General features: G+C 73.8%; 13 protein-coding genes and 1 pseudogene. 8 read left to right on the top strand and 6 right to left on the bottom strand.

What is annotated here, in order from left to right:
* Positions 1 to 349: 349 nt before the first annotated feature.
* From KIK08_RS17770 to KIK08_RS17755, 4 genes are read left to right on the top strand one after another with little or no spacing between them, the layout of a single operon-like run.
* On the top strand, positions 350 to 1489 hold the full coding sequence (locus KIK08_RS17770) for a sugar ABC transporter substrate-binding protein (RefSeq protein ID WP_214404294.1): 1140 nt from the start codon (positions 350 to 352) through the stop codon (positions 1487 to 1489).
* Positions 1489 to 3078, top strand: coding sequence for a sugar ABC transporter ATP-binding protein (locus KIK08_RS17765; protein ID WP_214404293.1), 1590 nt, complete (start codon positions 1489 to 1491; stop codon positions 3076 to 3078). The genes KIK08_RS17770 and KIK08_RS17765 overlap by 1 nt, the downstream gene beginning before the upstream one ends.
* On the top strand, positions 3075 to 4121 hold the full coding sequence (locus KIK08_RS17760) for an ABC transporter permease (protein ID WP_214404292.1): 1047 nt from the start codon (positions 3075 to 3077) through the stop codon (positions 4119 to 4121). The genes KIK08_RS17765 and KIK08_RS17760 overlap by 4 nt, the downstream gene beginning before the upstream one ends.
* A 2-nt stretch (positions 4122 to 4123) precedes the next feature.
* Positions 4124 to 4705 (top strand): QsdR family transcriptional regulator, encoded by a 582-nt coding sequence (locus KIK08_RS17755; RefSeq protein WP_214404291.1) that lies wholly within the window; start codon positions 4124 to 4126, stop codon positions 4703 to 4705.
* A 7-nt stretch (positions 4706 to 4712) separates the two neighbouring features.
* Here the strand turns inward: KIK08_RS17755 and KIK08_RS17750 are convergent, their stop codons facing one another.
* The 5 genes and pseudogenes from KIK08_RS17750 to KIK08_RS17735 form a co-directional block, all read right to left on the bottom strand.
* Entirely contained in the window at positions 4713 to 5489 is a 777-nt protein-coding gene (locus KIK08_RS17750; RefSeq protein WP_308257698.1) for an SDR family NAD(P)-dependent oxidoreductase, read from the bottom strand.
* A gap of 38 nt (positions 5490 to 5527) precedes the next feature.
* Positions 5528 to 5644, bottom strand: a pseudogene (locus KIK08_RS40020) (hypothetical protein); the annotation flags it as partial.
* 111 nt (positions 5645 to 5755) lie between these two features.
* The gene (locus KIK08_RS17745; protein WP_214404289.1) at positions 5756 to 6790 is read right to left on the bottom strand and encodes an LLM class flavin-dependent oxidoreductase; all 1035 of its coding nucleotides are present in this window, start codon (positions 6788 to 6790) and stop codon (positions 5756 to 5758) included.
* A 39-nt stretch (positions 6791 to 6829) separates the two neighbouring features.
* Positions 6830 to 7780, bottom strand: coding sequence for an erythromycin esterase family protein (locus KIK08_RS17740; RefSeq protein ID WP_214404288.1), 951 nt, complete (start codon positions 7778 to 7780; stop codon positions 6830 to 6832).
* Between the two features lie 70 nt (positions 7781 to 7850).
* Positions 7851 to 9239, bottom strand: coding sequence for a 4-hydroxyphenylacetate 3-hydroxylase N-terminal domain-containing protein (locus tag KIK08_RS17735; RefSeq protein ID WP_214404287.1), 1389 nt, complete (start codon positions 9237 to 9239; stop codon positions 7851 to 7853).
* A 432-nt stretch (positions 9240 to 9671) separates the two neighbouring features.
* On the opposite strand from KIK08_RS17735, the gene KIK08_RS17730 reads away from it, so the two are divergent.
* The 3 genes from KIK08_RS17730 (at position 9672) to KIK08_RS17720 (ending at position 11775) form a co-directional block, all read left to right on the top strand.
* On the top strand, positions 9672 to 9836 hold the full coding sequence (locus KIK08_RS17730) for a hypothetical protein (protein ID WP_214404286.1): 165 nt from the start codon (positions 9672 to 9674) through the stop codon (positions 9834 to 9836).
* A gap of 5 nt (positions 9837 to 9841) precedes the next feature.
* Positions 9842 to 10603: a crotonase/enoyl-CoA hydratase family protein gene (locus KIK08_RS17725; protein WP_214404285.1), complete on the top strand. Its 762-nt coding sequence runs from the start codon at positions 9842 to 9844 to the stop codon at positions 10601 to 10603.
* Positions 10604 to 11073: 470 nt separating this feature from the next.
* Entirely contained in the window at positions 11074 to 11775 is a 702-nt protein-coding gene (locus tag KIK08_RS17720; protein ID WP_214404284.1) for a TetR/AcrR family transcriptional regulator, read from the top strand.
* 13 nt (positions 11776 to 11788) lie between these two features.
* Here KIK08_RS17720 and KIK08_RS17715 read toward each other — a convergent pair whose 3' ends face one another.
* Positions 11789 to 12979 (bottom strand): cytochrome P450, encoded by a 1191-nt coding sequence (locus KIK08_RS17715; protein WP_214404283.1) that lies wholly within the window; start codon positions 12977 to 12979, stop codon positions 11789 to 11791.
* Positions 12980 to 13054: 75 nt separating this feature from the next.
* On the opposite strand from KIK08_RS17715, the gene KIK08_RS17710 reads away from it, so the two are divergent.
* Positions 13055 to 13651: a TetR/AcrR family transcriptional regulator gene (locus KIK08_RS17710; protein WP_214404282.1), complete on the top strand. Its 597-nt coding sequence runs from the start codon at positions 13055 to 13057 to the stop codon at positions 13649 to 13651.
* Positions 13652 to 13674: the final 23 nt, after the last annotated feature.

Raw genomic sequence — 13674 nt, 5'->3', positions numbered from 1 at the left:
GGCCGCTGGCGCGCTCTACGCCACACCACCGCAAGCCCGTCGAGAATCGGTGACATCGTCGCTGCCGCACGAGTGCTCACCCATTTCGAGCAGATCGAGCTACGCAGATCTTGCTGAGATCACCTCAGTGCGGGCCGCTTGCGCGGCCATGGACGTTGCGCACAATCCGGTGCGTCCCAACGGACGATCCGGACACGCTTCGCCGCTGGTAGGAGGCGTGCGGCGGCGATGGGGCGACGTCTTGTGAAACATATTGGCGATCTGTAGCGTCCGCTCCCCGGTAGTGCCCGTAGGCCAACCAGGAGCGTGCTCAATGACGAGTTCGTCCATGTCCGCATGCCGTCGTGGCGTGATCGCCCTGCTCGCCGTGTCGGCGTTGGCGCTGGGCGCCTGCGGCGAGGACCGCGTGCAGTCCTCGCCCTCCGAACCCTCCGCCGGGCCGGTCGCCGCGGACGCCCAGGCCGCCGCGGCGGCCGCGGTCGAGAAGGGCTACGAGGGGACCAGCACCCTGCCCGACCCGACGCCGCGCCCCGGCGCGAAGGCCAAGCGGGTCATCTTCATCTCCTCGGGCCAGAACAGCATCTCCACCGCGATCCCGCTGGCCGGGCAGATGGAGGCGGCGCAGGCGCTGGGCTGGGAGACCCAGCTGCTCGACGGGCAGAGCAACCCGTCGCTGTGGCCCGGGCTGGTCCGCCAGGCGATCGCCGCGCAGCCGGACGCGATCTCGCTGCAGGCCATCGACTGCCCGCTGGTGTCGCAGCCGCTGGAGGAGGCGCGGGCGGCCGGGATCAAGATCGCGGCGGGGTACTCGTTCGACTGCGACGACCCGAAGTTCGGGGGCCAGCCGCTGTTCGACGCCGTGCCGTTCTTCGCATCGGCCAACGGCGACCCGGGGGAGTTCACCCGCCTCTACGGCCAGCTCCAGGGCGAGACGGCGATCGCGAAGTTCGGCGCCGAGACCAACGTCCTGCAGTTCAACGACGAGGAGTTCCGCATCCTCGACTACACCAACGAGGGCTTCCAGCGGGCCATCAAGGCCGGTGGCGGGACGATCAACTACTCCACCTTCCTGGTCTCGGAGCTGGGCCCGAACCTGGAGGCCAAGGTGGCCGGGGAGCTGCTGAAGCACCCCGAGGTCAACGTGGTCAAGAGCCCCTACACCGGGGCGACGCTGTTGGGGATCGCCAGCGGGATCCAGAAGGCCGGCCGGCAGGGGAAGGTCTTCGTCATCGGCGGCGAGGGCTTCGCCCCCGAGCTGGACCTGATGCGCCAGGGCGCGGTCGACGTCGTCAACATCACCCCGCCCGCGTGGATCGGCTGGGCCACCATCGACGCCCTGAACAGCGTGTTCATCGGGCAGGAGCCGGTCGACTGCGGCATCGGCTGGACGCTGGTGGACGCCGAGCACGGGCTGCCGAGCGAGGTCGGCGCGGCGTACGAGAAGTCGCCGGACTTCCGCTCGGTCTACAAGAAGGCGTGGGGCGTCTAGTGCCGGGCGGCACCGGCACGGGCGCCCCGGCGCTGCGCGTCACCGGGCTGTCCAAGACCTTCCCCGGGACCCGGGCGCTGGACGGCGTCTCGATCGAGGTGGAGCCGGGCCACGTGCACGCCCTGCTGGGCGGCAACGGGTCGGGGAAGTCGACGTTGATCAAGGTCCTGGCCGGGGTGCACCGCGGCGACCCCGGCGGTGAGCTGGCCGTCGGGGACGCGGTCGTGGCCTCGGACCGCACCTCCCCAACGTGGGCCCGGGCGGCCGGGGTGCACTTCGTGCACCAGGACCCCGGGGTCTTCCCGACCATGACCGTGGCCGAGAACATGGCGATCGGCCGCGGCTTCGAGACCAGCCGGGCCGGCGCGATCCGGTGGAAGGCGCTGCGCAGGCGCACCGTCGGGCTGCTGGAGCGCTTCCAGATCCGGGCCACCCCGGACACGCCGGTCGGCCTGCTGCGCCCCGCGGACCGCACGATGGTCGCGATCGCCCGCGCCCTGCAGGACCAGGAGGGCGAGCACGAGGGCGTGCTGGTCCTCGACGAGCCGACGGCCTCGCTGCCCGCGTCCGAGGTCGACGTGCTGCTCGCGGCGATCCGGCGCTACGCCGTCGCCGGGCAGACGATCGTGTTCGTCACCCACCGGCTCGACGAGGTGATCGCCATCGCCGACCGGGTCAGCGTGCTGCGCGACGGCCGCCACGTCGGCACCGTGGACGTGGCTGGCCGCACCGAGAGCGACCTCGTCGAGATGATCTTCGGTCGGCCGCTGGACGAGGTGCTGCCCGAGACCGAGCCGGCGGGTGCCCGGGAACGGGCCCTGGAGGTGCGCGGCCTGGTCGCCGGGCCGTTGCGCGGGGTCGACCTGGTGCTGGGCCGGGGCGAGGTGCTCGGGGTGGCCGGCCTGCTCGGGTCCGGTCGCACCGAGCTGCTGACCGCGATCTTCGGCGCGATGCCGATCGCCGCGGGGGAGGTGCTGCTCGACGGGCGGCCGGTGCGGTTCGCCTCGGTCGACCAGGCCATGGACGCCGGGCTGGGCTACATCCCCGAGGACCGGGCGGCCGAGGCGGCGTTCCCGGAGATGAGCCTGCGGGAGAACCTCTCCGCGGGCCAGGTCCGCCGCTACTGGCGCGGCCTGCGCCACCGCCACGGCGCCGAGGCCGCCGACGCCCGCGGCTCGATCGCCGAGTACGGGATCCGGGCGTCGGGCGACCAGCAGCCGTTCAGCACCCTGTCCGGCGGCAACCAGCAGAAGGCCGTGCTGGCCAGGTGGCTGCGCCGCACGCCGCGGGTGCTGCTGCTCGACGAGCCGACCCAGGGCGTCGACGTCAGCGCGCGCGCCGAGATCTACGCGGTGGTGCGCGCCGCGGTCGAGCGGGGGACCTCGGTCATCGTGGTCACCTCCGACTTCGAGGAGCTGGCACGGGTCTGCGACCGGGTGGTGGTGCTGGCCGGGGGCCGGATCGTCGCCGAGCTGTCCGGGACCGAGATGGCGCCGCACCGGATGACCGACCTGGCCTTCGCCTCCACCGACGCCCGCCGCGCCGACGAACCGCGCGCCGCCGACACCCCCAGCGAGGTCGCCCGATGACCACCGACTCCGACGAGAAGACCAGCGGCACCGGGCCCGCCGCTGCGGGGACCGCCGGCCCGGCCCCGGCGCGCGCCGGCTGGTCGCGCGTGGCGCCGCTGCTGGAGAAGTACGGCCTGCTGATCCTGTTCGTGCTGCTGTTCCTGTTCTTCGCCAACTTCTGGGACCGGCCGGGGACCTTCCGCAGCGCGGCCAACCTGCAGAGCGTGCTGGGCACCTACGCGGTGCCCGGGGTGCTCGCACTGGCCGCGATCGTCCCGCTGGTCTGCGGGCAGTTCGACCTGACCATCGGCTCGGTCGCCGGGCTCACCGCGCTCTCCACGGCCGCGGTGCTCACCCGGTACGAGGGCCCGCTGTGGCTGGCGGTCCTGCTGGCGCTGGTGATCGGCGTCGTGATCGGGGCGGTGAACGGCTTCCTGGTCGCCTACGTCGGGGTGAACCCGTTCATCACCACGCTCGGCATGGCCAGCGTGATCACCGGCCTGATCACGCTGTACGCGAACGGCGCGACGATCATCATCTCGGACCCGACGCTGACCAGCCTGGGGTCGGCCAGCCTGTTCGGCGTCCCGCAGATCCTGTTCGCGCTCGCGGCGGTGGCGGTGGTCGTCTACTACCTGCTGGGCCACACCCCGTTCGGCCGCTACCTGCACGCGATCGGGTCCAACCCGACCGCGGCCCGGCTGGTCGGGCTGGACGTGCGGCGCCTCGTGCTGGCCAGCTTCGTGCTCTCGGGCACGCTGGCCGCGATCGCCGGCGTGCTGCTGGTGGCCCGCAACGGCAACGCCAACCCCCAGGTGGGCGGGCAGATCCTCACCCTGCCCGCGCTCGCCGCGGCGTTCCTGGGCGCCACCGCGATCCGCCCCGGGCGGTTCAACGTGCTGGGCACGCTGCTGGCGGTGTTCTTCGTGGCGTTCGCGCTGTCGGGGCTCAACCTCAACGACGTCGACCAGTGGATCACCGACTTCTTCACCGGCGCCGCGCTGGTGGCCGCGGTCGCCCTGTCGACGCTGATCGGGCGCCGACGCGCGGGAGCGGGCTAGCGGTGACCGGGAGCGCGCCCGTACCGGCCGCGGTCGCGCTGGCCGCGCAGTGGGTCCGCGACTGCCGGCGGCTGGAGATGCGCGGGCTGGCCGAGGAGCTGGGGATCTCGCGGGTGACGCTGTTCCGGCAGGTGGGCACCCGCGAGGACCTGCTCGACCAGGCGCTGTGGGTGCTGGCCGAGGCCAGCCTGGAGGCCGCGGTGCAGCGCTGGGAGTCCCGGCGCCCGGCGGGCGCGCTGCACTCGCCGGGCACGTTCCGGGAGTTCAACGGGATCGTGTCGCGGTCGAAGGGGCTGCGCCGGCTGCTCGACGAGGAGCCGACCGCGACGATCCGGGTGATCACCGGGCCCGGTCGGCGGGTGCGGACCGGCGTGACCGGCCACGTCGAGGCCGTCCTGCGCCGCGACATCGCCGAGTTCGCCCTGGTGCCGCTCATCGAGCCGGGTGCGCTCGCCTACGCGCTGGTCAGGCTGGGCGAGTCGTTCCTCTACGCGGACGTGATCGCCGACCGGCAACCCGACGTCGACACCGCCGACCAGCTGCAGCGGACCCTCATCGAGGGCGTGCTGCGGCCGGCCGGCTGAGCGGTGCTCAGGCCACGGTCCGACCCTGGGCGAGGGCGGCGCTGGCGTCCCAGAGGCGCCGCTGCAGGCCCGGGTCGTAGGACACCTCCGGCGAGCGCGCCTGCTCGTCGCGCAGGAAGTACCGCCCGGTGACGCCGTCGAGGTCGGGGTCGGTGGCCACCCGCAGGACGGCCCGCGCCCCCTCCTCCGGGGTCAGCAGGAGCCGCCGCAGCGCGCCGGCGAGCGGCGCCATCGCGGCCGGGAGGGCGTCCGCGGTGATGCCGGTGGCCGCGACCCCGGGGTGCACGGCGTTCACCGCGACCCCGCTGCCGCCCAGCTGCTCGGCCAGCCGGTACCCCCACATGACCGTCAGCAGCTTGGCCCGCGCGTAGGCCTCGAACTGGGCGTAGCCCGCGGCCGGGTTGAGCCGGGTGAGGTCGTCGAGCTGAGCGGGGTCGAGGCGGACCGGCCGCGGGGTGCGGCGCACCGGCAGGCGACGGGTGTCGGCCATCGTCGCCGACACCACGTTCACCACCCGCGACGGCGCCCCCGCGCGCAGCCGGTCGAGCAGCATGGTGGTCAGGCAGAACCCGGCCAGGTGGTTCACCGCGACGTGCCGCTCGACGCCCTCACCGGTCACGGAGTGCTCGCGGAAGGTGGCCCCGGCGTTGTTGACCAGCAGGTGCACCGCGTCGTGGCGGGCCCGCACGTCCTCGGCGAGGCGGCGCACGTCGGCGAGGTCGGACAGGTCGGCCGCGAGCCGCTCGACGCGGCCGGAGCCGACGCGGCGCGCCACCCCGCGCACAGCTCCTCGCCCGCGGCGGCGGTGCGGGTGGCCGCCACCACCGTCCAGCCGCGGCGGGCCAGCTCGGCGACGACCACCCGGCCCAGTCCGCCCGCCGCCCCGGTGACGACGGCGACCCGTTCCCCGGTCGCGGTGCGGTGCGCGTGCTCGGTCATGGCGGCTCCCCGGTCGGCACGGGCGGGTCCCCGCCCCCGGCTCGACCGTGCCGCGGCCCGCCGCCGGGTTCCGCGTCGCAGGGCACCGTCGGACGTGCAGAAATGCACGTATCAGCCGGTCGTGGCGGGCGCCCAGCCCAGCGCCGGCCCGAGGCGGGTGGCCATGTCGGTGAGGATCTGCACGTAGTCGTCGGGCGCGAAGCTGAACGGCAGCGCGAAGGCGGTCTCCTCGGCCAGCTGGAACCCGGCGTGGGCGTGCAGCTGCTCGGCGATCTCCTCGGAGGTGCCGATCAGGTCGCGGGCGAACATCATCCGGGCCGGTCCCTGCGGCTCGGCGGTGCGCGGGGTGCGGGCCTCGACGTAGGCGGCGTACTTGGCCCGTTGCTCGGCCGTGGCGCTGTCGGTGGGGATCACGACCAGGCCGTGCGAGACGCGCGCCGCGTCGCCGTCGGGGTGGGCGGCGCGGAAGGCCCGGATGGACGCGGCCTGGATCTGGGCGAAGTCGGGTGGGGTGTCCGGGTCATCGGCCCGCACGACGCTGCTCGTCAGCAGGTTCAGGCCCTGCTCACCGGCCCAGCGGGCCGACTTCAGCCCCGCCGCGCCGTACCACATCCGCCCGGCCAACCCGGGGGAGTGCGGCTGAACCCGGTCGGAGAACTGCTCGATGCCCTGCCGGCCGGCGAAGTCGCTGGCCCGCTCGCCGCGCACCAGCCGCAGCACCCGCAGCACCCGCTCGGTGGTGAAGTCCTCGACGTCACCGGTGTCGGGGTAGAGCGCCGAGCGGACGTGCTCGTAGGTCATCGGCGTGCCGATGCTGAAGCCCGGGTTGAACCGGCCCCCGGACAGCACGTCGACCGTGGCCCAGTCCTCGGCGACGCGCAGCGGGTTCTCCCAGCCCAGCGGGGTGACCGCGGTGCCCAGCTCGATGCGCCGCGTGCGCTGGGACGCCGCGGCCAGCACGGCGACCGGGGAGGAGATGCCGAACTGCAGGTGGCGGTGGCGCACCCAGGCGCTGTCGAAGCCCAGCCGCTCGCCCAGCTCGATGATCCGCAGCGTGGTCTCGTGGCCCGCCGCGGGGTCGTCGGGGTCGAACAGCCCGATGGTCAGGAACCCCATCCGCCGCAGTGGCGCGCCCGCAGCCGGCATGCGTCCTCCCGGGGACCGACATGATCTTCGGCTGCGACGCTAATCCCGGCCCGTTGACGCGGCAAGCGCCGGCAGCGGCGTCACCGCGGTGACGACGGGCACGTGGACCAGGACGTCGACGCTGCGCGAGAGCGGGCCCGCCTCGACGCGGAAATCGGTGTCGCGCGCCGGGTCGTAGACCGGGCCGATCATCCGCGTCACGAGCGGGCTCGCCGCCCACGCCCGCAGGCCCTCGGGTGCGCCGCGCAGCTCGTCGAGCGCCAGCAGCACCGGCCCCGGGGCCGCGGCCAGCAGCGACTCGCTGAACCCCGCGGCCACCTGCGGCACCGGGTACGGAACGCTGCCGTGCCCGAAGGTGAGCGCGATGACGGCGTAGTCGTCCCCGAGCGCCTCCCGCAGCAGCCCGCCCGCGTTGGCGTGGGTCTCCCACGGCGTCGTCGGGATCACCCGCTGCTCCGCCGCGACGACGTGCGCGGTGCCGCCCCAGTGGGCGACGCGCTGCCCGGTGCGCCGGTGCCAGTCGAGGTCGCGGCGGGCCAGTTCGCGCTCCACCGCCTCCAGGTCGGCGGGGTCGTCGCGGGCGGGGGAGTCGTGCACGACGCGCACCGGGTCCTCGGGGTGCTCCCGGGCGTAGGAGCGCAGCCACCGCAGGACGGCGGCGGCCTCCTCGTGGTGCAGGAAGCCCTGGCTGGCCCGCAGCAGGGCATCGGGGTCGCCCTCGCCGGTGCGGACCCACCGGTCCAGCGCCTCCGCGGTGCGGTAGGGCTGGTCGGTGCCCTCGATGGCGACCGCGCGCACGCCGTCGGCGACGAGCGCCCGCAGCAGCGCGTGGGTGGCCAGCACCAGCTCGCGGGCCGAGCGCACCGCCGAGGCGATGCCGACCACCGCCCTGCCCGAGAGCGCGGGCGGTAGCTCGGGCACCCCGTCCAGCGGGAGCGCCCGCACGTGCTCGTCCACCCAGCGGCTGATCTCGTCCGGTTCCGGGTCCACGTGCCCGACGCTAGGACTTGCAGTCGTGTGGAGGTCAACCGCCGGTGACCGACGCCTCCGGCCGGGGAGATCAGCTGGACAGGCCGGCCGCCTTCAGCGCGAGCGCGCGCGCCCGGTCGAGGTCGTAGTTCCTGCGGGTGACCAGGCGCTGGGCGTAGAGCCCCCCGCCGGACTGGATGTTGGTGACCAGGTGCCAGCCGCCGTAGGCGTCCGCGGTCGTGTCCCGGATCGCGTGGAACAGCTTCGAGCGGTACTCGCCGGAGATCCCCCCGCCGGTGCCCATGTACTTGTCCAGGAACGGGCGCAGGGTGGGGTTGTCGAAGTCGGCCATCGACGGGGCGGTCACCACGGCGCCGCCCGCGATGTCGTGCAGGTGGCGGACCATCGTGGTGAACTGCACGGCGCCCTGGTACTTGGCGACGTTGGTGTACATGTCGTCGGGGTAGAAGTAGCCCTCCGGGGTGGAGCGCGCGTTCGCGATCGCCGCCTCCAGCGCCGCCCGCAGCAGGGTGGCGTGGATCATCATCTCGTCGATCTTCTCCCGCACGTGCTGCACCCGGGCGATGCCGTTGGCCTCGGCGATCAGCGAGGCCAGCCCCACCAGTTCGTCGGCCTGCTGAACCATGAACGAGACCCCGCCAAGGCGCTCCCACAGGCCCAGCGAGTGCGCGAACACCGCGGCGTGCTCGGTCTCGCCGTCGAGGAAGACCCGCTCGTTCGGCACGAACACGTCGTCGAAGATGCACATCGAGTCCGGGATCGAGTGGTGGCTCGAGACCGGGTAGTCGCGCGGGTCGCCGTGCAGCGGGTGGTAGGTGGTGTTGGTGATGTGCACGCCGGGGGCGTTGACCGGCACCGCGCAGGCGATGGCGTAGTCCTCCTCGCCCGGCTTCATGGTCTTGGTCGGCATGACCATCATGTCGTGGGCCAGCGCGGCCGCGCTGATGTGCAGCTTCGCCCCGCGGATGACCACGCCGTCGTCACGGCGCTCGACGACCCGCACGTAGGAGTCGGGGTCGTCCTGCTTGCCGGGGGACAGGCTGCGGTTGCCCTTGGCGTCGGTGATGCACTCGACGATGCGGATGTCGTCGCGGCGTGCCCGCTCCACGTAGGCGTTGATGCGGGGGATGTAGACCGGGACCCGGCCGTCGCCCGAGTCCTGCATCCGGGCCGCGGCGACCACCAGCGTCATCAGCGACTGGTAGGTCACGTTGAGCGCGAGGTCGAGCTCCATCAGCTCGGGGATGCGGTCGCGCAGTTCCTGGACGCTGCGCGGGCCGCTCACGACGGGGTTGACCGCGTCCGGGGCCGAGGAGTGGTACTTGTCGTAGCCCTCGGCGACCGCGTTGAGGGGCTCGGCCAACCCGGGCGTGGCGTCGAGGTCCTCGACCAGGCGGCCCTGGAAGTAGACCCTCCGGCCGTCCTTGAGCGAGTCCTTGTACTCCTGGCCGGTCAGCATGCGAGGGCGCTCCCGTTCGGCGGCGTGGGGGCGACGACGCGGTGTGCGGGAGGGCGGCCGGCCCGCGACGCTGAGACCCGACCGCTCCCCGATTTCGTGATTGTGACGTCGTCGTCAGGTGGGAGCATGGGCAGTGGTCCGGGGCGGTGTCAACCCCGCCTCGGCGGCGAAGCACCGGCTCACGAGCCCGCGGGTGGATAATGTTGACGTCGACGTCACGTCGGCTGCACGCTGGCCGTCGTGCGCGCAGAGGCGGACGGTGTGGAGCTCCTACGCCCGCACGCCGACTTCGGCGTGCCCGCCTCGGCCCGGTCGGCCAGGGCTGGGCGGCCGCGATCGCCACGCCGATGCAGGAGCGCAACGGGCTGTCCGGGAGCCTGGCCGTCGGCGAGGGCTCGGAGGTGGGACCGGACGCGCTGGCCCGGGAGCCCGGTGAGCCGCCCCCGGCGGCGTACCGTTCCTGCGCAGCAAGACCTACGCGATCGCCGGGGCACCTCGGAGATCCAGCGCAACATCATCGGCGAGCGGCTGCTGGGCCTGCCGAAGGATCCGGACCCGGAACGGCACCTGCCGTTCTCCGAACGCGGGCGGGGGTGAGCGGGATGGCGGTCCAGGTCACCGTCCCGGTGGACGGGGTGCTGGTCGTGACCATCGACCGGCCGGAGGCGCGCAACGCGGTGAACGGGACGGTGGCGCGGGGCATCGCGGCGGCGATGGAGCGCCTCGACGCCGAACCGGACCTGCGGGTGGGCGTGCTGACCGGGGCGGGTGGCACCTTCTGCGCCGGCATGGACCTCAAGGCGTTCGTGCGGGGGGAGCGCCCGATCATCGAGGGGCGCGGGCTCGCCGGGCTGGTCGAGAAGGGCCCGGACAAGCCGCTGATCGCCGCGGTCGAGGGGTACGCGCTGGCCGGCGGGTTCGAGATCGTGCTGGGCTGCGACCTGGTGGTCGCGGCGCAGGACGCCACCTTCGGCATCCCCGAGGTCAGGCGCGGGCTGGTGGCCGCGGGCGGCGGGCTGCTCAAGCTGCCCCGGCGCATCGCGTACCACCAGGCCATGGAGCTGGCCCTGCTGGGCAACCACATCCCGGCCACCCGGGCCCACGAGCTGGGCCTGGTCAACCGGCTGGTGCCGAGCGGCACCGCGCTGCGGCAGGCGCTGGCACTGGCCGGCGAGATCACCGCGAACGGGCCGCTGGCCGTCGCGGCCAGCAAGAAGATCGTGCAGGGCGCGCTGGCCTGGCCCGACGACGAGCAGTGGAGCCGGCAGGGCGAGCTGGCCGGGCCGGTGTCGGCCTCCGACGACGCCCGCGAAGGAGCCACCGCGTTCGCCGAGAAGCGCCCGCCCCGCTGGACCGGCCGGTAGCGGCCCCGGTGGTGCCGGCATGAGCGCCCGGCCGGACCGACCATCTGCCTCGGCGAGGCGCTGCCGCTGTCGGCGACCCGCTTCCCCGACCGGGCCTGCTTCCTGTTCGCCGACGGCTCCGAGCACTCCTTCGCGCAGACCGACTCGCGGGTCAACGAGCTCGTCTCGACGCTGCGTGCGCAGGGCGTCGGGCGCGGCGACCGGCTCGCCGGGTTCGCGCCCGACTGCACCGCTACGTCGAGATCGTGCTGGCCCGCCTCAAGCTGGGCGCGGTCCACGTGCCGCTGACCTACCGGCTCGTGGGCTCCGAGGTCAGTCGGCCCACTACAGGGTGCCCGCCGAGTTCCGGGTGGTCGAGGCGCTGCCGACCAACGCCGGCGGCAAGATCCTCAAGCGCGAGCTGCGCGGGGCCCCGTGACCGGCCCTGCGACCGGCGCGGTCCGGCGGTCACCCGCGGGTAGGGTTGGCTGATGGCGTCGCGAGGAGGCAGCGCGCAGGGCAGGCGGGTGACCGGCCCGAGCGATCCCCAGCAGCTGCGCCGCGACACCGGCCCGCAGACCGGCAAGGGCCAGGCCCGCCGCGACCAGCTGCTCGTGGCCGCGCGCGCCGTTTTCGAGGACCGCGGCTTCGTCGACGCCAGGGTGGCCGACATCGTCGCCGAGGCGCGGGTCGCGCAGGGCACGTTCTACAGCTACTTCGACTCCAAGGACGCGATCTTCCGGGAGGTCGCGGAGAAGACCGTCGAGCAGATGATGGCCGACTTCTCCGAGATCGACATCGAGCCGGGGGCGTCGCAGTACGAGCGGGTGCGCGCAGGCCTGCGCCGCTACCTGCAGGTCTACCGCGAGAACGCGATGATGATCGCGCTCATGGAGCAGGCCGGCACGTTCACCCCGGAGATGCGCCGCACCCGGCTGCACGTGCGGGAGGCCTGGCTGGCCCAGCTGGCGCGCAGCGTCAAGCGCCAGCAGGCCGCCGGCGTCGCCGACCCCAACGTCGACCCGTACATGATCGTCCAGGTGCTGGGCGCGATGGCCGACCACGTCTGCTACGTGTGGTTCTGCCTCGGCCAGCCCTACGACGAGACCGAGGTCCTCGACGCGCTGACCACCGTCTGGGCCCGCTCGCTCGGCATCGAGGACTCCGCCGCTTGGCGCCTGTCCGAGGGCTGATGCGGCCCCGGGCCTACCAGGCGACGGGGAGCCGGCGCACCCCGTAGACGATGGCGGAGTCGCGCATCGGGACCTCGTCGGCCGGGACCGCCAGGCGCAGGGTCGGGAACCGCTCGAACAGGGCGCGGAACCCGATCCGCATCTCGATCCGGGCGAGCTGCTGGCCCAGGCACTGGTGCACGCCGAAGCCGAACGCCAGGTGCTGGCGGGCGTCGCGGTCGAGCCGCAGGGCGTCCGGGTCGACGAACCGGGCGGGGTCGCGGTTGACCGCGGGCAGGGCGAGCACCACGGTCTCGCCCGCGCGGACGAGCTGCCCGGCCAGCTCGACGTCCTCCAGCGCCGCCCGGTTGGGCGCGCCGAGGTGCAGGATCGACAGGCAGCGCAGCAGTTCCTCGACGGCGCTGTCGGTCAGCGCCGCGTCGGCGCGGAACGCGTCGAGCTGCTCGGGGTGGCGCAGCAGCGCGTAGGTGCCGAGGGCGAGCATGTTCGCGGTGGTCTCGTGGCCGGCCACGAGCAGCAGCATCGCGATGTTGGTCAGCTCGGCGTCGGTCAGGTCGGTACCGGTGAGCAGGTCGCCGAGCAGGTCCGCGGTGGGCTCGGCGCGCTTGCCGCGCACGAGGTCGTGCAGGTACCCGGCCAGCTCGCGCACGGCCCCGGCGGCCTGCTCGGTGGGGCTGTCCACGTCGACGACGATCTCGGTCCGCCGCTGGAAGAACGCGTGGTCGGCGTAGGGGACGCCGAGCAGCTCGCAGATCACCAGCGACGGGATCGGCAGCGCGTACGCGGTCACCAGGTCGGCCGGCGGCCCGTCCGAGGCCATGGCGTCCAGCCGCTCGGCGGTGATCTCGGCGATCCGCGCCTCGAGCCCGCGCATGCGGTGCACCGTGAAGTGGCCGGTGAGCAGCCGCCGGTAGCGGGTGTGGTCGGGGCGGTCCATGCCGGCGAACCACCCGGGCGCCGCTCCCCCCGGTCCCCCCGGTGTGACGTTGGGGCGGGGGAGCGCGGAGTGCCTCAGCTCCGACCGGATGCTGAACCGCGGGTCCGACAGCACGGCACGGGCGACCTCGTGCCCGGTGACCAGCCAGCCGACGTGCCCGTCGGGGAAGGCCATGCGGGTCAGCGGGCCGGGCAACCCGGCCAGCTCCGGGGGCGGGTCGAACGGGCAGCCGGGCGTGCGCCGGTCGGGCAACGTGATGGGGTCCATGGTCGATCCCTTCTAGGAGTTGACTCCTATTTCGGAGCGTACTCCTATAGGGGAGTCGACCGGTAGCATGCTGCCGTGGGCAGGGAGACGGGCCTGCGGGAGCTGAAGAAGGCCCGCACGAAGACGGCGATCCAGCGGCACGCGCTGCGCCTGTTCCGCGAGCAGGGCTTCCACGCCACCACCGTGGAGCAGATCGCCGCCGCGGCCGAGGTCGCGCCCAGCACCGTCTTCCGGTACTTCGAGAGCAAGGAAGACCTGGCGGTGCTGGCCGACTACCTGTCGATGCGGCCCCGGTTCACCGAGGTCTTCACCGGGCAGCCGGCCGAGCTGAACCCAGTGCAGGCCCTGCGCCGCACCATGCGCACCGTGTTCGCCGAGATGGAACCGGAGGAGCGCGCCGCGCGCTACGAGCGCGACCTGCTCTGGCTGGTGGTCCCCGAGCTGTGGGGGGCGAACCTCGGCACGCTCACCGGGGCCAGGCGGCTGCTGAACGAACTGGTCGCCCAGCGGGTCGGCCGCGGGCCCGACGACGCGGCGGTCCGCGCGCTCACCGACGCCCTGGTCGGCGTCACGCTCGGGGTGCTCATGGACTGCGCGCGCACACCCGGCGCCGACCCGGCGGCGGCGGTCGACGCGGCGCTGGCCCAGATCGAGACCGGCCTGCCCTTCTAGCGTCCGGAGCCGGCGAACCCCGC

The sequence above is a fragment of the Pseudonocardia lacus genome, from assembly GCF_018531445.1.
GTDB classification, from domain to species: Bacteria; Actinomycetota; Actinomycetes; order Mycobacteriales; family Pseudonocardiaceae; genus Pseudonocardia; species Pseudonocardia lacus.
Note: the sequence above shows the minus strand (reverse complement) of the source record. Positions and strands in the feature narration are given on the sequence as shown.